The organism is Alkalibaculum bacchi (genome assembly GCF_003317055.1).
Classification (GTDB): domain Bacteria; phylum Bacillota; class Clostridia; order Eubacteriales; family Alkalibacteraceae; genus Alkalibaculum; species Alkalibaculum bacchi.
Map to the genome: position 1 here is coordinate 112,194 of NZ_QNRX01000006.1, position 24,580 is coordinate 136,773.

Genomic DNA, 24,580 nt, shown 5'->3' on the forward strand with positions numbered 1-24,580 from the left:
GCTCGACTATTGTTGAAATCTACCATATAAATTTATTCTTCATATTCTCTTGATCCATACTATAAAACAGGGTATTTTCCTTTGATATTTTTCCTCTATTTAGTAAATCAATCAAATAAGCGTCCATTGTGGTCATCCCTAGTTTTCCATTCATCTGGATAGCTCCATTAATTTGATCCATTTTATTTTCTCGTATTAAATTTCGAATAGCGGTATTACTTAAGAGGATTTCTACTGCAGGAATACGTCCATTTTGATCTTGGCTAGGAATTAATTGTTGGGATATGATTCCTCTTAATACGGTCGATAACTGTACCCTAGCTTGTTGTTGCTGATGAGGCGGAAAAATATCAATAATTCGCTCAATGGTCTTGACAGCTCCTACAATATGCATACTTGAAATCACTAGATGACCCGTTTCCGCAGCTTTAAGAGCTAAAGACAAAGTTTCAACATCATGGATTTCTCCTATGACAATAATATCTGGGTCCTGCCTAAGAGCTGCCAGAAGCCCTGAAGGGTAATCAGTAGTATCGTTTCCTATTTCCCTCTGATTGACCATGCTTTTATCATGTCTATGAAGATACTCTATAGGGTCTTCTAATGTAATAATATGGCTATTTCTCTCGTGGTTAATGATATCTACTAAAGAGGCAATAGTAGTCGTTTTTCCACTACCTGATGAACCTGTCACTAAAACCAAGCCCTTGCCAAACTTGGCAAATTCTCGTGTTACTTCTGGCAAATTCAATTCCTCTAAAGAAGGAATCTGAAAACTTACTAGCCTGCAAGCTATGGAATAGCTTCCCCTTTGTTTGTAAGCATTGATTCGAAATCGCCCTTTTCCTGTGTTCGAATAAGAATAATCAATTTGACCTTTTTCATTTAGCGTATTAAATTGCTCTTCATTCATTATGGCTCTCACCATGTTTTGAGTATCTTCAACAGAATATACATCATCAGATAAATATTCTAGTTTTCCATTTACTCTTATCATAGGTGGAACACCAACGGTTATATGTAAATCAGAAGCCTCCCTCTTTATGGTCTCATCCATTAGTATTAATAAGTCTTTTTTCACCTTGTTCATCCTTTCATATCACCTGATCGATAATAGCTATTTTATCTCATTAAATAAACTCTATAATATCTCCAATTGCTACATTACAGCCTTTAAAAGTACCAGAAGAGGCTTCCAATACACTAGAAGCCTTAGACACTATAGGGCTCACTTTATTCTTTCCCATAGAATATATTATATAGCATACCTGACCATCTTTATCCATAAAAGCTACATCAATGGAAAATTTCATAAAAAAGGTGTGGACGCTATTACAAGGTCTTATGAGGAGCCCAGCATCTAAATCCAGTTCTTTTGTACCCATTAGTCCTCTTAGTCTATCGAAAAACCGTTCTGCTACATAGACTTTAGGTAAAATCACTGATTCTTTTGTTTTGTTCCACACTACTACTTTTCTCAAGAGATTCCCTCCAGAACATTCTTCCCTTTTTTCTTATCTTTTCCCTCTGCCTGGTACTCAAATTCATAACCGCCAGATGTAAACTTATCATAACTATACAGCTTCTTTTTAGAATACACTTTATCTTCATAAATAAAGATGCCTGGTTTCGTAGCTTTTAGTATAATTTCTGAAGGCTTTCCCCTTCTAAGCACAGCCTTCCATCCATCTACAAATTTCCACTTGCTTTTTTCTCTATCCACATATATTTCTATATCATATTTATACTCTGTATTGGGCAAACGATACTGAGCTTCACTTTTGTTCTCATCAAATGTAATGATGATTTTTTCCTTCTTAAAATGCTCAAAATTTAATGTATTCTGACTTGATAATCCCCCACACTGCCTTCTGTAGAGTAATTTTCCTGTAACGATGGTATACTTATACACATAAATCTTGTAAAAAGCCCATCCCAATAAGATCATGAATAGTGCAGCCATGACAAATAATCCAATAAGTCCCAGAAATATATAGGCTGATCTAAAGGTTCCTTCTGCATAGCGTTCTGATTTTATAGACTCTTTCGTATTCTTATTCAAATCAGATGCCGCCACTTTAGACTTGTCAATTTGTTCCTTTAGAGACCCTTGAGGATTTTTTAATTCTGCTAAAATCTCGCCGAAATTAAGAGCAATTTTCTCTGGATTTTCTGAAATCTTCATTTTTCCTTGTGTGTTTTCAGAAATTTCAGAAAGAACATCAGAATTTAAATTATTAGAAAAGCCTACAGAGTATACATAGTACTTTCGCATTGCTAGACTATTTACTGATTCCTTTAAAGAGTCCATATACTCTCTAGAAGCACCCTTTCCATCAGGATCTGGGTCTCCATCTGTCAGAAACAAAATGACCTTTTTTATATTTCCATTCTCTATAGAATCTAGTTGTTTACCTGCTGTATCTAAAGCTGCTAGATAATCCGTATCTCCACGAACTTTTTCTAGCTTACTAGACAATATCTTTTTAAACTCATTTTTATTTTCTAAATCTTTTACTTGTTGTATGGGAAGGATTACTTCTTCTTTCGAATTAAATGTAATAATGCCCAGATAATCTTCTGGGCTCAATTGGTCAATGAAAATATGGGCTGCAGTTTCCCTCAGCTTTTGTGGGTCTGTTTCAGCCATACTCCCAGAGTTATCGATAACTAAGGTAACAGCTATGGTTGGGGGGTTCCCCTGCACTTGTGTCTCTGCAATCACACTACTCATACTAAAAACGACTGCTATTATAACAAGAAAGATGACATAATATTTAACTTTTTTAAGTTTATACAAATGAATACCTCCATAATGTGATCTTTAATATTAGAATCTTCCTTTATGGTTTGCTTATCTTTTATCTAACATCTCTAAGCAAATGCTTTTAATCAAAAACCGCTACCAAGAGTATCTATAATTCGAATAATAGCTGGACCTAATACTACAATAAATAATGTAGGAAAAATAAAAAACACAAGGGGAAACAACATTTTTACAGGGAGTTTTCTCGCCGCTTCTTCTGCCCTTTGTCTACGCTTTTGCCTCATGGTAGTAGATTGTATTTGAAGCATATTGGCAATATCACTGCCTAGCTGCTCTGTTTGTATAACAGAAGTGATAAAGGTGGATAAATCATCTACTCCAGTTCTTTTTACAATAGCGCGTAAAGCTTCTTGCCTGTTCCTTCCTAAGCGTATTTCTTCTAAAGCTTTATGAAATTCGTCACTTAAAGGTCCTGTAATCTTGTCTATTGTTCTCTTTAAAGCCATATCAAAAGACAAGCCTGCTTCTACGCTAACATATAGTAAGTCTAACACATCTGGCAAGGAACGAGTAATTTCTTCTTTCCTCTGATCTGCTTTTACCTTGATCATTCGGTAGGGTAAGATAAAACCAATTGTCGCACCCATGAAAATGATAAGGTAATCGGTGCTCTCTCCATTTGAAGAAGCCATATACAACAAAAGTGCCAAAAGTAAGCTAAACATCATTTGAACAGCTACTATTCTAGCAAAGCTCACATTCTTTGGAGAGCCCGCCATAATAATAGTATTTTCATATTTTTCTTGTAGTCCTTCGGGTGTAGCATTGCTTATAGATTGTAATAACTTTTCATAAGAAGGCTTCATTATCCTTTCAGAAAAGGATTTTCTCATAGCTCGTTCATCTTCTGGTAAAGATTCTACATCTACAAATACTTCAAGTCTATCTTTTACTGCTTTTTTATCAGCAAAAAACATCTCATTGATTAATAATACAATTGCAATAGTAGTCATAAAAGCAATGATATATAGTATTATCTCCATATCTTCACCTCACTCTATACTTTTACATCAACTAATTTCGTTAATACAATAATGCCGATGAGTTCAAGAAATACTCCACCAAATATCATAATCTTACCTATTGTTGTGGTGAATAAACTGTCTAAGTATCCAGGGCTTATGACGGAAAGCCCTAAAGCAAGGGCAATAGGAAGTACACTTACTACAATCCCTGACATTCTCCCCTGAGCCGTTAAAGACTTTACTTCTCCTTTAATTTGGACTCTTTCTCGAATTGTATGAGAGATGGTATCTAATATATTTGCAAGATTCCCCCCCACTTGTCTTTGGATAATAAGGGCAGTAATAAACATATCCAAATCTTCATCGTCTGTCCTATCTGACATTTCCTTAAGAGCTTCTTCTAATGGCTTTCCATAAGAATTATCTCGAAGGACTTTCCTAAACTCATCACTAAGAGGACCTTCTAATTCTGTGGTGACTACTGCCATAGCCTGAGTAAAACTAAAGCCTGCTCGCAAACCATTCGCGATAATATTAAGGGCTTCAGGCAATTGACCGTTTATCTTAGCCATTCGTGCCGTTTTTTTCATTCCTAAAAATATGCCTGGTAGGACAAAACCAATAGGCATAAATAGGAATGCGAATGCAGAGCGTAAAAGCAAAAAGAGTATTCCTCCAAATAGAATACTACACATAAAACAAAGCCCCGTAAACTCTTCAGGTTTCATAAGGACTGCTGATTGACTTAATTTTACTCTAGTCTTTTCTGAGTAAGCCCGGTTTGGCATGAACTTACCTAATTGAGCAAGTATAGCACTTAATTGTTCTCTTCTGTCCTTTTTGGCGTCTTCACTATACTCTTCATAATCTTGATCATTTGTAATCTTTTCCATCCTAGACAAAGTATCTATCCTTGGAGAAAAGAGAAGGGAATAAATGCTAAGGACTAAAAAAAACACTGTCAAAAAAGCTCCAAATAAAATAAATCCTTCCACCTTTAAAACCTCCTTTGAGGATTTCCTCGTTCAATAAATACGCTTGGAGGTATGCTTTCTCCTGTTACTCGTATTTTTTCCATACATGCAGGTACAATTCCAGTAGGAACATGTCTCCCCACAATATTCCCATAGGCATCAAACCCCTCTTGTTCAAAAGTATAGATATCTTGAGTGGTAATGGTTTGCCCTTCCATCCCTGTAATCTCAGTGACTTTTGTCACCTTTCGAGAGCCGTCATTTAAGCGGGCCACTTGTATAATCAGATTTATAGCAGATGCAATCTGCTCTTTGATAGCCCTAGAAGGTAGTTCCATTCCAGACATCATGACCATAGTCTCAAGACGCGAGAGACTATCCTTCGGGGTATTTGCATGTACTGTGGTAAGAGAACCATCATGACCTGTATTCATGGCTTGGAGCATATCTAAGGCCTCTCCGCTTCGGACCTCTCCTACGATAATTCGGTCTGGTCTCATACGAAGGGAGTTTACTACTAAGTCTCGTGTAGTGACTTTACCCCTTCCCTCCATATTTGCTGGTCTGGCTTCTAGAGTAACTACATGGTCTTGTTGAAGCTGTAATTCTGCAGCGTCTTCAATGGTAACAATTCGCTCTGTACTAGGAATAAAACCAGACAAGATATTTAAGAGGGTCGTCTTACCGCTGCCTGTACCTCCTGATACGAGAATATTGACCCTCCCTCGTACACAAGCTTTTAAGAGAGTTGCCATCTCTTGACTTAAAGTACCAAAGGATATTAAGTCTTCAAGAATAAGTGGATCTACAGAAAATTTACGTATGGTTATGGTTGGCCCCTTTAGAGCAAGTGGAGGGATAATAATATTTACTCGAGACCCATCCGGTAGCCTTGCGTCAACCATAGGTGAGCTTTCATCTACTCTCCTTCCTAATGGGGAGATGATTTTATCGATAGTGTGCATAATATGAGCTTGATCCCGAAAAGAATACGGAGTCTTTTCGAGTTTTCCAGACCGCTCCACATAAATGCTATCAATACTATTGACCATGACCTCTGAAACCGTTTCATCATTTAACAAGGTGGTAATGGGTCCATAACCAAAAATTTCATCCATTACAGAATTTGCGATGTTTTGCTTATCCCCTAGAGAAAGATGCTTTCTTGTTTCTTCTAGTAAGATATTCACCGTATCCATAACTTGGTCTTGAACCACTTTTTTTTCTGAAGAAGTAGCCGTTTGGGGATTGACTATAATATTATCGATTACCCTGGACAATGCAACATTTGCTATTTGATCTAATTCTTTTTTTCTTTTGCTGCTTATATCTCCATCAGGATATGTTGTAGTTTTCTTTTCTTCTGGCCCGTCAAATCCATTTTGTTTTCCAAATACGCCTATTGCCATTTATCTTCTTCCTTTCTTATTTTCTGTAGAAGAAGGTGCCTCCTGTGTAATCTTTTTTGCCAAATTCAAGTACTCTTTTGCCACTCCCTTAGGCCTTCCCTTTTCTATGACGGGAACGCCTTGATTCAGTGAAGCAGTAGCGAGTTTATAATCTACGCTTATAGAGCCAAAGACCTCTTGTTGCAAAGTAGCTTCTACATCTTTTTCTTTAATAAGCCCTCTATTATCTGCTTTATTTAAAATCACTTTTATTTTTCCTTGGGGATAATTAAGCTCATCTAAAGTAATTAAAGCAGATTTTACATTTCGAATGGCCGATATTTCAGGAGTAGTAATCATGAGAAGCATATCCGCACTCACTAATGCTTGATTGACAGGCTCATAAAACCTAGCAGGCATATCTACTACAATATAATCAAAAGAGCTTCTCAAAGTATTTAATATCTTTTCTACATGATTGGCATTAATAAACTCTGTCATCTGAGGTTTTGCATTAGCAGGTAAGATGACGATACCTGATTCATGAGGAAGGAGATAACTTTCCATTAAGTCTTCATCAATATTTTGAATATCTTCTACTACATTTGTTAGTGTAAACCTTGGAGCAATATTTAGTGCTAAAGACACATTGCCAAAGTCGATATCAAAATCTACAAGAACCACTCTTTTAGATGTTTCCCTTTGAAGAGCAACGGCTAGATTGACGGACACAAAAGTCTTTCCTACACCGCCTTTGGTGCTAAACACAGTAAGCACTTTACCTAGGCTCTTCTGAGGTTTTAGGCTTGAGGTTTTTTCTCTTGTAGGAACAGGTCTTCTTTTGATAAGTTCATATGCACGATATATGGTCTCTACAAGCTTTGCTTCTGTAAAAGGGTAGAATAGCACGTTCTGAGCACCCGCAGAAAGGGATTTGTATATAATGTCTTCATCAAATTCTCTTTCTACCATAATAATAGCCATATTTGGATATTCTTCACTTAGAACTTCTGCTACTCTATAGCCATCACCAGAAACACTTGCATCAACAAGAATTACATCTACAAAATTTGTCTCTAATTCTTCAAAAGCTTCCTCATCAGACTTTACTGCCCCAACTATTTTTATGTATTCAATATTTGATAGAACATCCTCTATATAGGTTCTTTCCTCTCCAATAATCCCTAGTATAAATACTCTTATAAATTCCATCTGCTATCTCTCCTTGTAGGTGCCAAAATTTTCAGAACTGTAGGACTTAAAATCTATCTTTTTCGTATCAGAAGGATTTCTAAGGGTAAAGTTCATCGTTCCATTGGATAAGGCATAGACTAAAACCTCGGCTTGCTCTGGTTTCACTAATAGGGTAAGAGTAGATGGAAGATCTGTTTGAGATGCTGGGTCTCGTTGTTTTGCATTGCCTACTGCAAGAACTTCAATATTTTGAAGCTGAGTGTATGTAGTGGTTACCTTAGCAATATCTTTGTTGCTATAGGTTACTAGAATATCGATTTTGTCCCCAACATTGACAAAGCCAGCTACTCCGACCACCTCATCTGTTGGAATGGAGATCGCCCTCATATCGTCTGGTATTCGATAAGCTAAATCTGCATCGGATTGACCTAGAGCTACTTTATTGGATAAAATTTGCTCTCCTTTTACGATTTCCATTGTTGAAATGCCTCCAATGATTTTACTGATAGATTTATTGGCATCTGGGTGTACGGCATCTGCAGGCATGGATTGAGATACCAACATCTCCTCTGTAATCTTTACATTAGCTGGAATAGTATTCGCCGCCACAATAACCTCTGTATAACCTCCCCCATCTACTGCAATAGCTCCAGATTTTTTCATATAAGTACTTAGTCCAAAGACTGTGGCTAGGCCTAAGATGATTGCAAGGATCAGTATTTTTTTATTAGCTCTCATAAATTTGCTCCTTTCTGTAGTACTAATAACTTACATTTTTTACTCTAATCTCATAACGGCTTGGGCGGTTAGAGATACCTCTTCTTTATTATTAAAAAACAGCCCTACGATGGGTTCAATCTCAGCTTCAGCAATAACAGTTGTCGTATCTGACGAAAAGGTAGTGTTTACACCAATTATTGTCAAACTTGATGCTACTGAAGCATTGATTACAGCCTCTTTTGCATCGTCAACAACTGCGCCCTTGTCATGATATATAGCAGCTACCCTAGCGCCTTCTCTTGCTGCGTTAGTAAGGGTAATCTTACCATTGAGTATCCAGCCAAATTCGATCATGCCTAGGATTAATGCCAATAATATAGGTAAAACCAGTGCAAATTCTACTAATGCTTGGCCTTTATCGCTCTTTCCTAACTTTAATAGACGACTCATCTTGCATTCATCCTCTCTACATGTGGCAAATCTTATGTTAAAAGGACAAAAAATCCTTATATATTCCGCTTAAAGTAAATAATGCACCAAGTGCAATGGCTACGCCATAGGGTACATATAATTTTTCATCATGGATTTGATGCTTTTCTAAAAGGAGATTCTTATGTATTTGATCTAATTTTTCACTTTTAAAACTAAGTGAAAGAGCTTGCATTATAGGTATTGTAAAAAATAAGAAGTATTTTTTTAAAAAACAAAATAATTTCTTTTGATAAATCAGGTAAACAAAAACTACAAGCAATCCAGAAATGGCAGAAAACAAAGTAGCAACTACTACAAATCTCCACCCCATAAGAGAACCAATCGCTCCCATTAGTTTTACATCTCCTGCACCCATAGCACCGGATGCAAAGGGGATGAAGAATAAAACCATCCCTGTAAAAAAGCCTGCAATACTAAAAACCAATCCTTCAAAGCCATTAAAAATTGTATTTAAAACAATTCCCATGAGAATAGCTGGAAAGGTTAAAGCATTGGGAATTCTCTTTTCTTTGATATCGTAAAATGTAGCAATAAGGGCTACCATAACTAATACGACTTTTACTATTAAAATGTCCATGTATGCTCCTAATCGTTTCATATAGTAGAAATGCTCTCTCTATTGGAGAGAACATTTCTTAAAATAAAAAAAATATTATGATTGTTCTGTTTAAGCTGTTTTTTTAGTTAACGCAGTTTTAATCTCTTCAAGTCTAGCCTTAACATTTGTCCCAATATCTGTTAAAGCTACGATTGCTATCACAGCGATGAGTCCAAGAATTAACGCATACTCCACCAAACCTTGTCCTTCTTCTTCTACAAATAATCTTTTTAATAAATTCATCTTTCTTCCTCCTTTTAAAATATGTATGCTACTACCTAATCCCCATAAAGTATTTTATTGCTTTATGTTCATTTATTATAAAATAGTGTGTTTATGTAGCATAAAAACACTATTTTGTAATCCTTAATTTAATCAATTTCTACTTCTTTATTCTGTATATTTTAATATTTGAAAGGATTTACAACTATTACGATAATTTAATCATTGTTCAATTATAATTAACGCGCGCCAAGACCCTCTTCGTATAAAAAATATATACCCATCGGCTTTTTTATCAAGCACATGAAACAGTAAATTTTTACATAAAAGCCCATACTCATCAGCTTATTTACTAGAAAGTTGACACAAAAAAAGCTGCCAAACTAATTTGGCAGCTGAACCATCCTAGTTATGTATTATAACCGTAGACTTCGTGCTTTGCGTCCTTACCTTTCGATAAGTTTGCCTTTTCAATAGATCCTTTTTATGCTGTTGTCCTATGTAATTCTGTAGGTTTGAATTTTTATATAAGCGAAAACGAATGTTACGTTCACATAGCTATTATACAATATTCGTCTATTTAATCAAATGATTTTGATAGTTTATCTCTTAGTATAATATAATTTATTTAATAAATATTAATTTTTCCCTCATTATACTTTCATTCGATTAATTGTGAACCACTACCATTAGGTCCTACATAATCTGTAGGATAATCGGGTAGATTAGGATATCCTACGTCATCATTTCCAAGATCATAGGTTTTAACAGAGGTTAATTTGAGAATTTTATCATCATAATAGTCAAACGTACATTTTACAAGAACTAAGCTTTTTAAAGACACATAGTCTGATTTATTTATTAAATCATTAATGTTTTTTTGACTTCCATTTTGTAAGATAACTTTCTCTGTATCAAAAGCTTTTGGTGATAAACTAAAAATATAAACATATGGAGTTGGAGTCAGGGTAGACTTGTGAGTGTTGTAATAATTTTCAATTGCTTTCTTCTTATTTGCAACCTTACCATTTTTAACCTGTAGTCCATCTTCTATGTGAAGCTGAAAGTAAGTGTTATTAGGAACTCCTTCATTTATGACATCAAAATTCTCTATACTCTGGAAATATCCCGAACTAACTTTATCCCAAACCTCTACCTGTGTTCCTATCTCTAAAAAGCTCTCATGAAAGTTAATAAAAGGTAACCCTTCACCTTCCCATACATATTGTTTTTCAGCTATTGCACTAGCAGAAACTTCCGTTTCTGTAAAACCTAAAATTCTAGCAAAGTAATGAGGAACAGTCTTTGTACATTCAACTTCAACTTTAGATTTATCATCCGTTAGATTTGCATCTGTATCATGTGCTCCATTTAATGCACCATAATTCTCCGCAGTAATTATAGCAGTATTTGCTGGCAAATCCTGCGCCCCCGCTAAAGCCGCCGCATCTGCAGCCTTTTGCATATTTGCTTTCTCTACATACAATATGCCCACATCTACTACTAAAGCAGCAATCCCCATTAGAACAACGATTGCTAGTACCACCATTATTAGGGCTTGACCATCTTCATTCTTGTGGATTTTTGCCCTTTGCTTTTTCATGCTCATGTCTCCTCTGCCTACTACTATAGAAGCCTTAGTTATTTTTCCTTACTGATTGATAGCTACTATTATGAAAAAAGATAATAATAAATGTAGCAATGTATTTAGAAATATCTGCAAATAGTATCTTAATATTATTTTGTTTTATTTAGTATATAATATCGATTCAAAAAATCAAGAATAATTTATAAATTTATTTTTAATTTTATAAATTCATGCAACTTTAACAAGTACAACGATAAGCAGTATACTGTTCATGAATTACATACCTATTCACTTATATATTTAAAGAAGTTAATAAAAATCCATCTATCTATGAGAACTTATGAAGCCCATAAACTCACTAAACGTTTAGATTATTTAGTCCATCACTTTAAGGAAGTACCAAACTTCATTAAATTTGTTTTTAAAAATATAAAAATATATCACAATTATAGTTTAGATATGTTAACTTAAAAACAAGTTTTAAAATTATAATGTTTGACTTTAAAACGAATTTAATATTATCAATAATTATTTCAATTTCTTATCCGACTAACTATAAGAGTATCCTAAATGCGATATTATGTCTATGTATTCTTGACTTTATAATCAAAACCTTGAATTTACATGAAATTAAAATTATTTCAATATAAAAATACAATTTATGTTTTTTCAATACATTCCATAATTTGCATATATTATATTTAGATATGGTAAAGATTATTTTTATTATAAATTTATTATTGATTATAGTTGGTTTCTGTAATATCATTATGGAGGTATATGGTAATAATTAATTAACAATCTACTCTCTGTAAATCTATGTAGATTGTATACGATATTCAATTATTTATTTATGCCATAGACTTATTTAAGTTAATTTAAAAACACAAAGGGGGAAGTATGTATGGAATTTACCTTTGATCTTGAAAAGAACAAAGAAAAAATTCTAGAGTTTAAGGGATTTATTTCAGACCACAAAGACATGCCTGGAGCTTTAATTCCAGCCTTGCAAGAAGCTCAAGTAAAATTTGGGTATCTGCCGCGAGAAGTTATGGAAATGATCGCTAGTGGATTAGATGTACCTACATCAAAAGTATTCGGTGTTGCTACTTATTATTCTCAATTTACCTTTATTCCAAAGGGCAAACATAACATCAGCATTTGTTTAGGTACTGCATGCTATGTAAAAGGTGCTCAAGATATTTTAGAAGAATTTGAAAATATCTTAGGAATAAAAGGTGGTGAAACTACCCCAGATCTACAATTCTCTATTACAGATTGTAGATGTGTTGGAGATTGTAGTATCGCACCAGTAGTAGTAGTGGATGAAGATGTTTATGCAAAGGTTAAGAAAGCAGATGTAAAAGATATCATTCAGAAATACAGTTTGGAGGTAGAGTGCGTTGATAACTAGGGAAGAACTAAATCGTATTCGAGGGTCTCACAAACCAGAGCTAGAAGCTAAATTATTAGCAGATGGCATAGCAGAAGTCAAAAACGGTCACCTTGTTTTAACAGGGGATTACTATAAAAACCAAAAAAGAGTTGCATTAAAAAATTGTGGTTTAATTGATCCTGCAAATATTGATGATTATATAGCACTTGGTGGTTATAGTGCATTAGAACAAGTTTTATTTGAAAAAACTCGAAAAGAAGTAATCGATTTCGTAACAGAATCCAATCTTCGAGGAAGAGGGGGAGCGGGATTCCCTGCAGGAAGAAAGTGGAATGAAGCTTACGGAATAGATTCCGATCAAAAATACTTCCTATGTAATGCCGATGAGGGAGATCCAGGTGCTTTTATGGATCGTCACATTCTTGAAAAAGATCCTCATTCTGTTTTAGAAGGGATGGCTATTGGTAGCTATGCGATTGGTGCAAACCAAGGGTATATCTACGTTCGAGCAGAGTATCCATTAGCAATAAAAGTATTACGTAAAGCTATCGAACAAGCTAGAGAATATGGATTATTAGGTAAAAACATATTAGGAACAGGTTTTGATTTTGATATCGATTTAAGATTAGGATCAGGAGCCTTTGTTTGTGGTGAAGGTACAGCTCTTATGGAATCTATCGAAGGCAATCGAGGAATGCCAAGAAAGAAACCACCAAGAACTTCTCACAAAGGTTTATGGCTAAAACCTACTATTCTAAACAATGTTGAAACACTAGCATGTGTACCTGTTATCTTCCAAAATGGAATAGATTGGTTTAAAGGAATCGGTACAGAAAAATCAACTGGTACTAAGGTATTTGCTCTTGTAGGAAAAGTAGAAAATGCTGGACTTGTTGAAGTACCAATGGGTATGCCATTAAAAGAAATCGTTTATGATATTGGCGGTGGCGTAGCAAACGGTAAGAAATTAAAAGCAGTACAAACAGGTGGACCATCCGGTGGATGTATTCCAGTAGACTTAATGGACACTCCAGTAGATTTTGAGTCTCTTGCTAAAATTGGGTCTATTGTAGGTTCTGGTGGTATGGTTGTTATGGATGAAGATACATGTATGGTTGATATTGCAAGATTCTTCTTAGAGTTTACTGTTGATGAGTCTTGTGGAAAATGTACTCCTTGTCGAGTTGGTAACAAGCGTATGTTAGAAATACTTACTCGAATTACAGAAGGTACAGCAGAATTTCATGAAATAGAAGATTTAAGGGAACTTGCAGAAGTAATTGTAGAGACTTCTCTTTGTGGCTTAGGACAGACAGCACCAAATCCTGTTCTTTCTACATTAAAATATTACTATGACGAGTACGTTGCTCATGTGAGAGACAAAAAATGTCCTGCAGGAAGCTGTAGATCCCTAATACACTTTACTATTACAGAAGATTGTATAGGATGTACAAAATGTGCAAAAGTATGCCCAGTTTCTTGTATTTCTGGAGAAAAGAAAGAGCTACATACTATCGATGATAGCCAATGCATCAAGTGTGGAGCATGCCTAGAATCTTGTCCAAAAGATGCGATTAGAAAGGAGTAGGAAATCTTGATTAATTTAACAATTAACGGAAAAGACGTATGTGTACCAAAGGATTCTACTATATTAGATGCCGCTAAAAAACTCAATATAAAAATTCCTACATTATGTCACATGAGCCTTTACGATATGCAGTTTTTCAATCAACATGCATCTTGTAGAGTATGTGTTGTAGAGGAGGTAGGAAGGAAAAAACTTTTACCTGCATGTGGAACTCCAGTAAGTGAAGGAATGAAGATTGCTACGGATACTCCTCGTGCTATTAGAGCGAGAAGAACCATTGTAGAATTACTTCTTTCTGATCACCCTAATGATTGCCTTATCTGCCCTAAAAATACAGACTGCGAACTTCAACAAATCGCTGCTGACTTAGGCGTTAGAGAAATCAAATACCAAGGTGAAATGGTAACTGTTCCTGTAGATAATAGCACTTATTCAATAGTAAGAGACATGTCAAAATGCATCCTTTGTAAGAGATGTGAAACAATGTGCTCTAATGTTCAAACCGTACATGCTTTAACAGATATTGGAAGAGGTTTTGATACCATCATGGGAGCAGCTTTTAATGCTCCAATGAACGAAACAACTTGTACTTTCTGTGGACAATGTCTTGCTGTATGCCCAACAGGTGCATTAACAGAAGTAAACAATGTCTCTAAAGTATGGGATGCTATTAATAGCAATAAAGTAGTCATTGTTCAAACAGCTCCTGCTGTTCGAGTTGCTCTAGGAGAAGAATTTGGAATGGAGCCAGGTTCTTTAGTAACTGGCCAAATGGTAGCTGCTTTAAGAAGACTTGGATTTGACAAAGTATTTGATACAGATTTTGCTGCTGACCTTACAATTATGGAAGAGGCTAGTGAATTAATACATAGAATTCAACACGGTGGAAAGCTTCCATTATTGACAAGCTGCTGCCCTGGATGGATTAAATTCTTAGAGCATCAATTTAGCGATATGTTAGATATACCATCTACTTGTAAATCACCTCACGAAATGTTTGGTGCTATTGCCAAAACCTATTTAGCAGAAAAAATGGGTGTTAAACCAGAAGATATGGTTGTAGTATCTATCATGCCTTGCGTAGCTAAAAAATACGAAGCTGCAAGACCTGAATTAAGCGAGGGGCCAGATCACGATGTAGATATCGTAATCACTACTAGAGAACTTGGTTTAATGATTAAAGAAGCATGTATCGATTTTGTCAATTTAGATGAGGAAGAGTTTGACAATCCATTAGGAGAGTCTACTGGTGCTTCTGTTATATTTGGTACAACAGGTGGCGTTATCGAAGCAGCACTTCGTACTGCATATGAAATGCTTACAAATAAAACTTTAGAATTCGTTGAATTCCAACAATTAAGAGGAATGCAAGGTATTAAAGAAGCTACGATAGATATCGATGGCATGCCAATAAATATCGCCGTAAGCCATGGCCTTGGAAACGCTAGAAAACTACTAGAAAAAATCCGTTCTGGTGAAGCAAATTACCATGCTATTGAAATCATGGCATGTCCAGGAGGCTGTATTGGTGGCGCTGGTCAACCTTTCCACCATGGTGACATGACGCTTCTTGAAAAACGAGCAAATGGTCTTTACAAAGATGACCGTAGTAAAACTTTAAGAAAATCTCATAAAAACCCAATGATTAAAAAACTCTACGATGAGTTCTTGGGAGAACCATACAGTGAAAAAGCTCACGAGCTTCTTCATACAGAATACGTAGCACGTAAAAAGGTTTAAAATATATTATTAGCAGACTATAGATATAGCTTATAACTATGTAAATACCTTTACAAGAGAGAATGCGCCTTAGGCGCATTCTCTTTATATGGGGAAAGCACAAAACATGCTCCCCTAATTTGTAGGAAAGCATGTTTTTTTAGATTACTTCTTTCTTAATATTATTCCGCCGGATAGAGTCATGAATCCACCTACAAGGTAAAGAGCTGTTGCAGGACTTCCTGTCTTTGGAAGTTTTGCCTGTATTGCAACAGCTTTTTCTTTATTGTTGGAATCCGTTGCATTTGAGTCACTTGCTTTAGGTTTTTCAGTTTGTTTTGGTTCCTCTTTGTTAGCATCCTTAGGCTCTTCTTTACTTGGATCTGTTGGGTCTACAGGGTTTAAAGGTTCTTTAGGATCTTCTTTGTCTTTGTCTTTATCTTCCTTTTCATACTTAAATACGATGAGCCATTCATATTTTTCGTTAGTTAAAGAAGCTGTATAACTACCTTTTCCAACTAATTCAAAACCTTCAATTGGAATTGCTGTTTCTGTATAATCTCCCAATTTTAAGCCTACTCTAGTCTTTGAATCTAAGAGAGTTCCATTTACGTCTTCATATCGAATTATGATCTTCCCAAGTACCTGATCATTACTTCTCGTGTACTCTGAAATGATATTTGATTGTGCGTATTGTTCTGTCGTTTCTCTTATCTTACCCACCATCTGAGTACCTATTTCTTTTGCCTTTTCTGTGTCTTGTATATCAAATGTCTTGCCCTCTAATATCTTACTTTCTAGTATTTTAGTTTCTAAAATCTTACTGTCAAATCTCTCTTCTGCAGCAACAGTGCTCGTAAGGCTGATGATTAAAACGACGACGACTATTAATATTTTAGTCATCCTAGAACTTTTTTTCATGGTTTTCACCTCCTTTATTTTGTTAGCTCTCTTTGATATTTGATCCTTTCTAGAGCCTTTTATAATAATGGTCACCTCCTTAATTTTTAGGGCATTTTTCGCTGCACTCACCATACTAAAGATTTCATTCATATGCCATTTTTTGTTCGTCTATATCGAGCAGATCCCCTACGGTTGCATCTTTTTCTCGCACACATTTTTCGAGAGCTTTTATCATGTATGAATGGAATTTTTGTATGGTTTCCAAAGAAACGATATTAACTTGATATTCATAATATATTTTTAACCCCCCCATAAAACCGCCATCCATTACTGTAAGGTATAGACCACCGCTATAAGCTCCATTACCATACCACTTTGTATCAAGATTCATCCCCGCTACACTTAATTTAACAGGCTGAAATGTTAAGGATGAAAAAAAGTGAGTTGCCTCTTGTGGAACATTATATGTTTCTTTACTTATTTTCACGACTTCAAGTGGATCCATATTTGCATAGCGATACAGTGTAGACTGTTGTTGATCTATACTCTTACAAGCATCTTGTACAGTAACCTCTCTTTCAAATACCGTTCTAAATGGAAAGAAGTGAACGCGAGTACCTCCTGTATTCTTTTCTCTCAATGTACCTCTTCTCGCCACAACCGTGTGCATACTAATGTCATTTACAAAGTTCACTTTTGCTACATATCTGGTATAAACTAAAAGTATGAGAGACTGCATAGAGATTTTATTATCTGTACAATAAGCATTCATTTCATCTACAAGCTCTTTGTCTATGGGTAGCATGTGATTATCTGCCTTAGACCATAGATTAAATGAAGATGCGTATCTAAGACTTGGATTACCTTTCTTTCCTCTGTACTTTTCTAGAACTTCAGAACCATTAATATGTGTAAAAATGGGTTCATTTTCTTCTACAAATAGACTTTGAAAATACGCCTTGTCTTTTTCATATGCAGGAGTATTTCTGTAATTTAATTCTTCTATTAGCAATTTTTCATATGGGTATAGTGGTTTTGGCATTTCTGTTCCATTTATTAAAGAACTGTATATTGCAAAAATATCTTTAAAAAATGTGGTAATTCCCCAAGAATCTAAGATCATATGGCTCACAACGAAATAGATACCGTGAGTACCCTCAGGAGAACAAATGGTATGTATTTTGTACATTGGCTTTTTATTCTTTGTTACACGTTTTTTTGCTATCTTATAGAGTTTTTTATCCATGACTTCTCTTGTTTTTCCTTCGAAATCTAAGTACTCTATAACCGGCTCCTCGTACTCTGCAAAATACTGTTTTTCATCTCCTTTTACTTTTTCGAATCTAATATTAAAGCAATCGTTTCTTTGAACTGCTATTCTTATTGCTTGAGTAAGGATATCTACATCAAGTTTTTGATCTGTTAAGGCAAAAGTCGCTACATTATTAACTTGTTTATGTAGTGTATATTTCTGTGAGTAGTAGAGTATTCTTTGTGCAAAAGTCAAATCATAGTAATTTCTATCCATTGCAAGTACCCTCCGATAAATTCATTTTTATTCAATAGACTTCAAAGATTCTACCATAGGTATATTGGTTACACTTCTGTACATAAATACATTGACTAAAAACACAAATAGTAATGTAATGAAGAATGCGTATAAAAAGCTTATAGGATTAATATAATTACCATACATAATCCCATTTTGCTCCAAAGATACCATAATAAAACTGTGTAGTATAATGCCCACCCCTAAGCCCACTATAGAGGCAATCAAAGAAAGTATGACATTTTCTCTAAAGACATAGGCTGAGACTTCTCTGTTGTAAAAACCTAATACTTTTATCGTTGCAATCTCTCTTATCCTTTCGCGAATATTAATATTCGTTAGGTTGTACAAGACGACAAAGGCCAGTAGTCCTGCAGATATGATGATTACTACCACGATATTGTTTAGAATATTTACCATATCTTCAAAATTTGAAATTGCTCCAGAGTAAAACAGTACAGAGGCAACTCCCTTGTGTTTTGCCAATTTGCTGCCAAGTTGTTCTTCTATTTTAGGACTTGTTTCTTTTAGCTTAACCATAAGGCTATTATATTGTGGTGAAAGCCTGAAAATTTCTCTATAGTACTCTGGTGACATATAGACATAATGAAATACGTAGTTTTCTGTGATATCATGGATCACTACTTTTTTTCTAGATCCATATCCATCATCCATTTCAACCATATCTCCAACCTTCGCATGTAATTCTTTAGACAGTTTTTCGCTTATTATAACCCCCGATTTAGGTAGGGTAATAGCCTCTTGGCTTCTCCTATCTCTTAAGGTGATAAAATCATCAAACTCTTGTTTATTAGAAGGGATTATTAGTGTAGCTGAAATTTCATTGTTGTCACTTTTTAGCTTAGCATTATACTGAGATATTTCTGTAAACATTTTTATATTGTTGTCTTGTGACAAAATCTCTTTAATCTCATTGTGTCCTGTTCTATCAATTAAGGCATCGTACTTAATGTCTAAATCGTATTTAAAAATTTCTTTGTACTGATTGTTTACAATTTGTCCTATAGAATCGCTTAAACCGAAACCTGCCAATAAAAGAGCACAACATCCGGATATACCAATTATGGTCATGAAAAAACGCTTTTTATATCTGAATATGTTTCTTGCAGTAACTTTATGAGAAAAAGACAGTCTATTCCATATAAAATTGATTTTTTCTAGGAAAATTTTCTTTCCAGCCTTAGGAGCTTTGGGGCGCATTAACAAGGCAGGTGTTTCTTTTAATTCTTTATAACAGGCTCCAAAAGCTGAAAGAGTTGTAACCAGAACCCCTATGAGTACGCTTATAAACATTAATGGAATTTGTGTCACTCTCACCATAGGTGGAAGAGTATACATCATTGTCCAGGCGTTATAAATCACCTCAGGGAATACTTTTAATCCTAAAGAAAGACCAGCTACACCTCCTAAAATACTCGCTAGGGCTGCATAAAGTACGTATTTTAACGCTATGGATTTGTTATTGTAACCTAATGCTTTGTAGGCTCCAATAATCATCCTTTGTTCATCGACCATTCTCGTCATGGTGGTCATACATACTAATCCTGCGATCAAGAAGAAAAACAAAGGGAAAATCTTAGCAATAGCATCTATTCTCTCTGCGGTCATCTTGTAATCAGTAAAGCTATACAGCGAATCTCGGTCTAAGACATACCATTGTGGTTTTGAAATCTTTTCTATTTCATTTTCAGCTCGTATGATTTTTTCCTTGCCCTCATCGATCTTTTCTTGTCCTTCTACCTTTTCTTTCTCGTACTCAGCTTTTCCGTTCTCGTAATCTTTCCACCCTTTTGCCAGTCTAGCCTCAGCTGCCCTAAATTCGCTATTCGCTTTTCTCTTACTAGATTCTAGTGCAGTAGTGGCTCTATTGAGCTCATTTTTGCTTCTGGCTAATTCTGTCTCAGCGCTCTTTAGCTGTCTTTCTGCATCTCTTACTTGCCCTTGGCTAAAATCATTTAGTTCATTAATAGCACTTACTCCTGTGTCTGCTAGGCCTAAAAAGTTTTCATAATAACCTTTAAGAGATGAATAATCACTTCGCTCTTCCTCAGTAAGATCTGGATTATTTAATTGTGCATTTATTTCTTCTAATCTCTGACTTGCTTCTTGTCTTTGCCCATTGACGGTAGAAGTCATATTATCAAGGTTCTTTAGGTCTTCTCCATGCTCTGACATAGCCTGATTATATGTTGCTAAACCTTCAGCGTATTGTTTTTCACCATTTGCTAATCTCTTTTTAGCATCTTCTATCTGCTTTAAACCATTTTGATAATTAACTTGAAAATTTTTCTTTTCTGTTTCTAATTTCGTTTCTCCTTCAACTAAATCCATCTGAGCCTTATTAAGTTTATCTTCCGCTTTTTTCATTTCTTCCTCAAAGACCTTCTTCTGTTCTTCAAATTCTGTTTTGGCCTTTTCTAATTCCTCTAAAGCAAGAGATTTTACCTCGTCTAGCCTTAACAAACTTCTATCGGTACCTAAGTTTTCTAGTGGCGCACTTACATTAGAAACAGTTTCTTTGTATTCTTTGCCATAGGAATTTAGCTCTTTTGCTCCCTTTACGCTTACAATGGCTTCTGTGTACACAGGCAAAATAAAGTCATTCTCTAAAACCATCATATAGGTGTCTACTTTTCCATTACCAATTTCTGAAGAACCTTTTTCGTAGGAAAGATAATAGGGAGTGATTGCTTTACCTACAATCTTATACCGATCAACTGCAAGAGTTTCTTCTGTAATAGCTTCTGCTTTACCAGATTGAATGTTTATAATATCTCCTACTTCTAAACCTAAATCCATAAACATATTGTCCTCTAGGATGCATTCTCCAGACTTTTCAGGGAGCCTTCCCTCTGTCAATTTTATTTGGTTTAGAGAGTCTTTCGTTCTAACTGAAGGAATACTATGAACTTTGATGACGATTTCTGTAGAGCCTATTTTACTCACTACATCAGTAAAATACCCAGGTTGAACCTTGTCCACGCCCTTTACTTTACCTATGGCTTTTATATCCTCATCTGTAATTCCTAAAGTAGACATAATTTGTAAATCCATTAGATTGTAGTCATCATAATATACATCCATGGAATTTTTCATATCAGGAGCAGTAGCTTTGATTCCAGCAAAAAAGGCAACCCCTATGAAAACGATTGCAAAGATTGAGATAAATCTGCTACAAGACTTCTTTATTTCTCGAAAGAAATCCTTCCACATAGCACTTTTCATCACCATTCCACCTTTTCTACATCTACAGGTTTATCGTTGATGACGATAGAATCTACCTTGCCACTCTTTACCTTAATCACTTTATCTCCAATGGCTGCAAGAGCTAAATTGTGGGTGATAATAATTACAGTCATTCCCGTTTCTTTACACGTATTCTGTAACAATTTTAGAATGGATTTTCCAGTTTTATAGTCTAAAGCACCTGTTGGCTCATCACAAAGCAATAATTTTGGGTTTTTAGCCAAAGCCCTTGCAATAGCGACCCTTTGCTGCTCGCCGCCTGATAGTTGGGCTGGAAAATTGTTTTTTCTATCTTCAAGGCCTACAGCATTGATAATTTCATCGATATTTAGTGGATTCTCACTTATTTGCGTTGCTAATTCTACATTTTCCTTTGCTGTTAAATTAGGTACTAAATTATAAAACTGAAATACAAATCCTACACCGTGCCTTCGATAGGTAATAAGTTCCGTGGTGTTACGCTTGCTGATGACCTTCTCGTCAACAAGAATCTCTCCTGATGACAGATTATCCATTCCTCCAAGTATATTTAGAATGGTTGTCTTACCAGCGCCACTTGCACCTGCAATGATTACCAGCTCACCTTTTTCTATTGAAAAGTTTACTCCTGCTAATGCCTCAATTTCTACTTCACCCATATTATAAACTTTTTTTACATTTTTAAATTCAATGTAGCTGCCCACAGTGATCACAGCCTTTCAATAGTTAATTAGACAGATTGCAGCAATATAATCCTTAGAATCTTCAATAATTCGAAAGCTGCAGTTTGACTTATTGCAATAAATTTTTTCGTTAGACTCTATTATAAAATTCACCTCTTTCATAGAATAAGAAATTCCTGTGCCTATTGCTTTAACATAGCTTTCCTTTAGAGTCCAGTATTTAAAAAATGCTCTATCTTTATCTGCCCCGTTATTAATGCAATATAATTCATCTCCACTACAAACTTTTAAAGCTGCACAGTAGTTAAACTCTCGTATTTTTTCTACATCTATGCCTACATCTACATCCGCAATGGCACACATGAGAAGATTGTTGCTATGAGTAATATTATAATGAATATGTAAGTGCTTTTTTAATCTGGGCTTACCCCATTGGTTTTTTACAATATCTTCTCTTTCATATACAATTCCCTTTTCTTCATAAAGTGCAAGTGATAGCAATTTTTCCCCTAAAAGGTGATATTGTCTTGCACCTAATTTTTCTGCAATGTTTGGCAACAAATATCTATAAATCATTTCATCTTGTTTTTTAAATACTCGTCGAGATCTTTGACAGTTTCTAAATTTTTTATTTCACTATCTTCTACCTCTACTCCTAAAACATCTTCAATCTTACCAATAAAGCACATTATGTCATAAGAGGTCAGGTTAAGATCTCTTATAAAATAAGTATCTTCATTGATTTTATCTTCGCCTATTTCTACGAATTCCAATAAAGTAGTCTTGATTACATTAAGCACTTTGATAACTCCTCTCTGCAATTGAGTTTCTTTTTATTTTTTTACTTGTAGTCTTTTCGAACTCGTATTCACTGAACATTATTCTGTTGATTTGTTTGTAAGCGGGAAGGCTCCTATTTAATGATTTAAAATCTTTATTTAATTGAGCTTTAAACTCATCTATACCCATACTATGTAAGTATTCTTCTTCAGGACATACACAAGCTGCTATACATTCACCGCCTACATCGCTACTAGAAGCACTATAAACTACTACTTCCTTTACATAAACTAATTTTCTTCTTATAATCTCTTCTAGTTCTTCTGGATGTACGTTTTTCCCATTTGAAAGTATGATCAAATTTTTCTCCCTTCCATTGATATATAGGAAATTATCTTTATCTAAATATCCTAAATCACCCGTTTTAAACCATCCATCCTCAGTAAAGCTTCTCTCTGTGCTTTCTGGGTCATCGTAATACCCAAGCATTACGTTATCTCCCTTTACTTGAATTTCACCTTTTCCCTGTGAATCCGGATTATTAATGCGCACTTTACAATTAGACATGACTCGTCCTAAGGAACCTGGTTTTCTCCACTTTAGATGATTACAGGCTACTAAGGGTGCACATTCAGTTATTCCATAGCCATTGAGGATGTCTATACCTAAATCAGTAAGCCCTTTTACCACTTCGTAGGACAAGGGCGCCCCTCCACAGACAATTTGTTGTAAATTGCCTCCAAATCGATTTAGTACAGGAGCGAAATACTTTCTTCTGCGATCGATTCTAATTTTTCGAATGAGATTACTAAACCACACTCCATATTGAAGATGTTTTTCAAGGCCTTGACGTTTTGATTCTCTCCATATACTGTTATAAATCGCCTCTAAAAACATAGGAACCATAATGCTCATATTGGGCTTAAAGAGATTCATACTCTCTACAACCCTCTTCAAACTATCGATAAAACAAATTGTTATTCCACTGTATAGTCCGCCTAAGATATGACAGCTACACTCATATGTGTGATGTATTGGCAATACAGAAAGGGATACTCCCTCTGCTTTAATCACTGTCATTGACCCATATAGCACAGTCATAAGGTTTTTCTGACTTAACATTACCCCCTTATTAGGACCTGTAGTGCCGGATGTAAATATAATTTCGCACATATTCTCTACGTCAATGGGTGTATTTGTGTAATCTACATCTCCATCTTTAATAAATTCTTTTCCCTTTTGTATCAGCTTTTTCATACTTAAAAAATCAGCATGATCTTCGCTGTTCATTACGATGATTTGTTTTACTTTTAAATTATTATCAATACACTTTTGAGCTATTGATGCATAGGTCTTTGAACATATAATTGCATCGGTATTACTTTTTTTTATTAAATGGAAAAGATCCTCTTCCGATAGCTCTTTATCTAAGGGAACTGCCACGCCAATGCCCTGTATGATTGCTAGATAACTAACTACCCATAAGTATGAGTTCTCTCCAAGAATCGCAAAATGATATCCCTTCATTCCCATTTCGATTAACGAAGCCCCAAAAGCATCCACATCTTCTTGTAAGTTTTTGTAAGAGTACTCTAGAATTTGCTTATTCGGTCCAATTTCTTTAAATGCAATGTGTTCACTGTACTTAGAAGATGATCTACTTAGCAATTCTCTCGTGCTATTTAATTTCTCTGGTTTATAAAATATTCTACTCTTCAAAGGCTTACACCCCTAACATTCGTTTTTTG

Annotated in this window: 20 protein-coding genes, 1 pseudogene and 1 riboswitch; of the genes and pseudogenes, 2 read left to right on the forward strand and 19 right to left on the reverse strand. The window is 35.1% G+C overall.

Annotated features, from left to right (window positions below; all coding sequences use genetic code 11):
* Positions 1–19: 19 nt before the first annotated feature.
* From DES36_RS06020 to DES36_RS06075, 12 genes are all read right to left on the reverse strand, one after another.
* Positions 20–1,090, reverse strand: a complete 1,071-nt coding sequence (locus DES36_RS06020; RefSeq protein ID WP_207657430.1) for a type IV pilus twitching motility protein PilT — start codon at positions 1,088–1,090, stop codon at positions 20–22.
* A gap of 40 nt (positions 1,091–1,130) precedes the next feature.
* A complete protein-coding gene (locus DES36_RS06025; RefSeq protein ID WP_113920321.1) occupies positions 1,131–1,481 on the reverse strand; it encodes a DUF192 domain-containing protein in 351 nt (116 codons plus the stop codon).
* Positions 1,478–2,800 carry a VWA domain-containing protein gene (locus DES36_RS06030; protein WP_113920322.1) on the reverse strand — a complete coding sequence of 441 codons (1,323 nt, stop codon included), beginning with the start codon at positions 2,798–2,800 and terminating at the stop codon, positions 1,478–1,480. Before DES36_RS06030 ends, DES36_RS06025 begins: the two co-directional genes overlap by 4 nt.
* 92 nt (positions 2,801–2,892) lie before the next feature.
* Positions 2,893–3,810: a type II secretion system F family protein gene (locus DES36_RS06035; RefSeq protein ID WP_113920323.1), complete on the reverse strand. Its 918-nt coding sequence runs from the start codon at positions 3,808–3,810 to the stop codon at positions 2,893–2,895.
* 14 nt (positions 3,811–3,824) lie between these two features.
* Positions 3,825–4,787, reverse strand: coding sequence for a type II secretion system F family protein (locus DES36_RS06040; RefSeq protein WP_113920324.1), 963 nt, complete (start codon positions 4,785–4,787; stop codon positions 3,825–3,827).
* A gap of 2 nt (positions 4,788–4,789) precedes the next feature.
* Positions 4,790–6,175, reverse strand: coding sequence for a TadA family conjugal transfer-associated ATPase (locus DES36_RS06045; protein WP_113920325.1), 1,386 nt, complete (start codon positions 6,173–6,175; stop codon positions 4,790–4,792).
* Positions 6,176–7,366 carry a CpaE/TadZ family protein gene (locus DES36_RS06050; RefSeq protein ID WP_113920326.1) on the reverse strand — a complete coding sequence of 397 codons (1,191 nt, stop codon included), beginning with the start codon at positions 7,364–7,366 and terminating at the stop codon, positions 6,176–6,178.
* A gap of 3 nt (positions 7,367–7,369) precedes the next feature.
* On the reverse strand, positions 7,370–8,086 hold the full coding sequence (cpaB, locus tag DES36_RS06055; RefSeq protein ID WP_113920327.1) for a Flp pilus assembly protein CpaB: 717 nt from the start codon (positions 8,084–8,086) through the stop codon (positions 7,370–7,372).
* Positions 8,087–8,125: 39 nt separating this feature from the next.
* Positions 8,126–8,518, reverse strand: a complete 393-nt coding sequence (locus DES36_RS06060; RefSeq protein ID WP_113920328.1) for a TadE/TadG family type IV pilus assembly protein — start codon at positions 8,516–8,518, stop codon at positions 8,126–8,128.
* 37 nt (positions 8,519–8,555) lie between these two features.
* Positions 8,556–9,137: an A24 family peptidase gene (locus tag DES36_RS06065; protein ID WP_187387062.1), complete on the reverse strand. Its 582-nt coding sequence runs from the start codon at positions 9,135–9,137 to the stop codon at positions 8,556–8,558.
* A 90-nt stretch (positions 9,138–9,227) separates the two neighbouring features.
* Positions 9,228–9,401 carry a Flp family type IVb pilin gene (locus tag DES36_RS06070; RefSeq protein WP_113920330.1) on the reverse strand — a complete coding sequence of 58 codons (174 nt, stop codon included), beginning with the start codon at positions 9,399–9,401 and terminating at the stop codon, positions 9,228–9,230.
* A gap of 366 nt (positions 9,402–9,767) precedes the next feature.
* A riboswitch (cyclic di-GMP riboswitch) is annotated at positions 9,768–9,857 on the reverse strand.
* A 184-nt stretch (positions 9,858–10,041) separates the two neighbouring features.
* Entirely contained in the window at positions 10,042–10,983 is a 942-nt protein-coding gene (locus tag DES36_RS06075) for a pilus assembly protein TadG-related protein (protein ID WP_170128198.1), read from the reverse strand.
* Positions 10,984–11,950: 967 nt separating this feature from the next.
* Between DES36_RS06075 and DES36_RS06085 the strand changes: the two are divergent.
* Positions 11,951–13,952: pseudogene (locus DES36_RS06085) on the forward strand (NAD(P)H-dependent oxidoreductase subunit E).
* A 3-nt stretch (positions 13,953–13,955) separates the two neighbouring features.
* Positions 13,956–15,692, forward strand: a complete 1,737-nt coding sequence (locus DES36_RS06090) for an NADH-dependent [FeFe] hydrogenase, group A6 (RefSeq protein WP_170128208.1) — start codon at positions 13,956–13,958, stop codon at positions 15,690–15,692.
* A 144-nt stretch (positions 15,693–15,836) separates the two neighbouring features.
* On the opposite strand, the gene DES36_RS06095 is transcribed toward DES36_RS06090, so the two are convergent.
* The 7 genes from DES36_RS06095 to DES36_RS06125 all read right to left on the reverse strand — a co-directional run bounded on the left by DES36_RS06095 (position 15,837) and on the right by DES36_RS06125 (position 24,551).
* The gene (locus DES36_RS06095; RefSeq protein ID WP_170128199.1) at positions 15,837–16,592 is read right to left on the reverse strand and encodes an LPXTG cell wall anchor domain-containing protein; all 756 of its coding nucleotides are present in this window, start codon (positions 16,590–16,592) and stop codon (positions 15,837–15,839) included.
* 124 nt (positions 16,593–16,716) lie between these two features.
* On the reverse strand, positions 16,717–18,102 hold the full coding sequence (locus tag DES36_RS06100; RefSeq protein WP_113920335.1) for a condensation domain-containing protein: 1,386 nt from the start codon (positions 18,100–18,102) through the stop codon (positions 16,717–16,719).
* Positions 18,103–18,129: 27 nt separating this feature from the next.
* A complete protein-coding gene (locus DES36_RS06105) occupies positions 18,130–21,369 on the reverse strand; it encodes an ABC transporter permease (RefSeq protein ID WP_170128200.1) in 3,240 nt (1,079 codons plus the stop codon).
* A complete protein-coding gene (locus DES36_RS06110) occupies positions 21,369–22,073 on the reverse strand; it encodes an ABC transporter ATP-binding protein (RefSeq protein ID WP_113920337.1) in 705 nt (234 codons plus the stop codon). Before DES36_RS06110 ends, DES36_RS06105 begins: the two co-directional genes overlap by 1 nt.
* A 15-nt stretch (positions 22,074–22,088) precedes the next feature.
* Entirely contained in the window at positions 22,089–22,610 is a 522-nt protein-coding gene (locus DES36_RS06115; RefSeq protein ID WP_207657432.1) for a 4'-phosphopantetheinyl transferase superfamily protein, read from the reverse strand.
* 14 nt (positions 22,611–22,624) lie between these two features.
* Complete coding sequence (locus tag DES36_RS06120; protein ID WP_170128201.1) at positions 22,625–22,852, reverse strand: acyl carrier protein; 228 nt, start codon at positions 22,850–22,852, stop codon at positions 22,625–22,627.
* On the reverse strand, positions 22,845–24,551 hold the full coding sequence (locus tag DES36_RS06125) for an AMP-binding protein (protein ID WP_113920340.1): 1,707 nt from the start codon (positions 24,549–24,551) through the stop codon (positions 22,845–22,847). Before DES36_RS06125 ends, DES36_RS06120 begins: the two co-directional genes overlap by 8 nt.
* Between the last annotated feature and the right edge of the window lie 29 nt (positions 24,552–24,580).

What these genes read in the sequence shown, in the direction of transcription:
- DES36_RS06020 (WP_207657430.1), bottom strand. Translation starts at nt 1,090, where the DNA reads ATGAACAAGGTGAAAAAAGACTTATTAATACTAATGGATGAGACCATA.
- DES36_RS06035 (WP_113920323.1), bottom strand. Translation starts at nt 3,810, where the DNA reads ATGGAGATAATACTATATATCATTGCTTTTATGACTACTATTGCAATT.
- DES36_RS06045 (WP_113920325.1), bottom strand. Translation starts at nt 6,175, where the DNA reads ATGGCAATAGGCGTATTTGGAAAACAAAATGGATTTGACGGGCCAGAA.
- DES36_RS06050 (WP_113920326.1), bottom strand. Translation starts at nt 7,366, where the DNA reads ATGGAATTTATAAGAGTATTTATACTAGGGATTATTGGAGAGGAAAGA.
- cpaB (WP_113920327.1), bottom strand. Translation starts at nt 8,086, where the DNA reads ATGAGAGCTAATAAAAAAATACTGATCCTTGCAATCATCTTAGGCCTA.
- DES36_RS06060 (WP_113920328.1), bottom strand. Translation starts at nt 8,518, where the DNA reads ATGAGTCGTCTATTAAAGTTAGGAAAGAGCGATAAAGGCCAAGCATTA.
- DES36_RS06065 (WP_187387062.1), bottom strand. Translation starts at nt 9,137, where the DNA reads ATGGACATTTTAATAGTAAAAGTCGTATTAGTTATGGTAGCCCTTATT.
- DES36_RS06070 (WP_113920330.1), bottom strand. Translation starts at nt 9,401, where the DNA reads ATGAATTTATTAAAAAGATTATTTGTAGAAGAAGAAGGACAAGGTTTG.
- DES36_RS06075 (WP_170128198.1), bottom strand. Translation starts at nt 10,983, where the DNA reads ATGAAAAAGCAAAGGGCAAAAATCCACAAGAATGAAGATGGTCAAGCC.
- DES36_RS06095 (WP_170128199.1), bottom strand. Translation starts at nt 16,592, where the DNA reads ATGAAAAAAAGTTCTAGGATGACTAAAATATTAATAGTCGTCGTCGTT.
- DES36_RS06100 (WP_113920335.1), bottom strand. Translation starts at nt 18,102, where the DNA reads ATGGATAGAAATTACTATGATTTGACTTTTGCACAAAGAATACTCTAC.
- DES36_RS06105 (WP_170128200.1), bottom strand. Translation starts at nt 21,369, where the DNA reads ATGAAAAGTGCTATGTGGAAGGATTTCTTTCGAGAAATAAAGAAGTCT.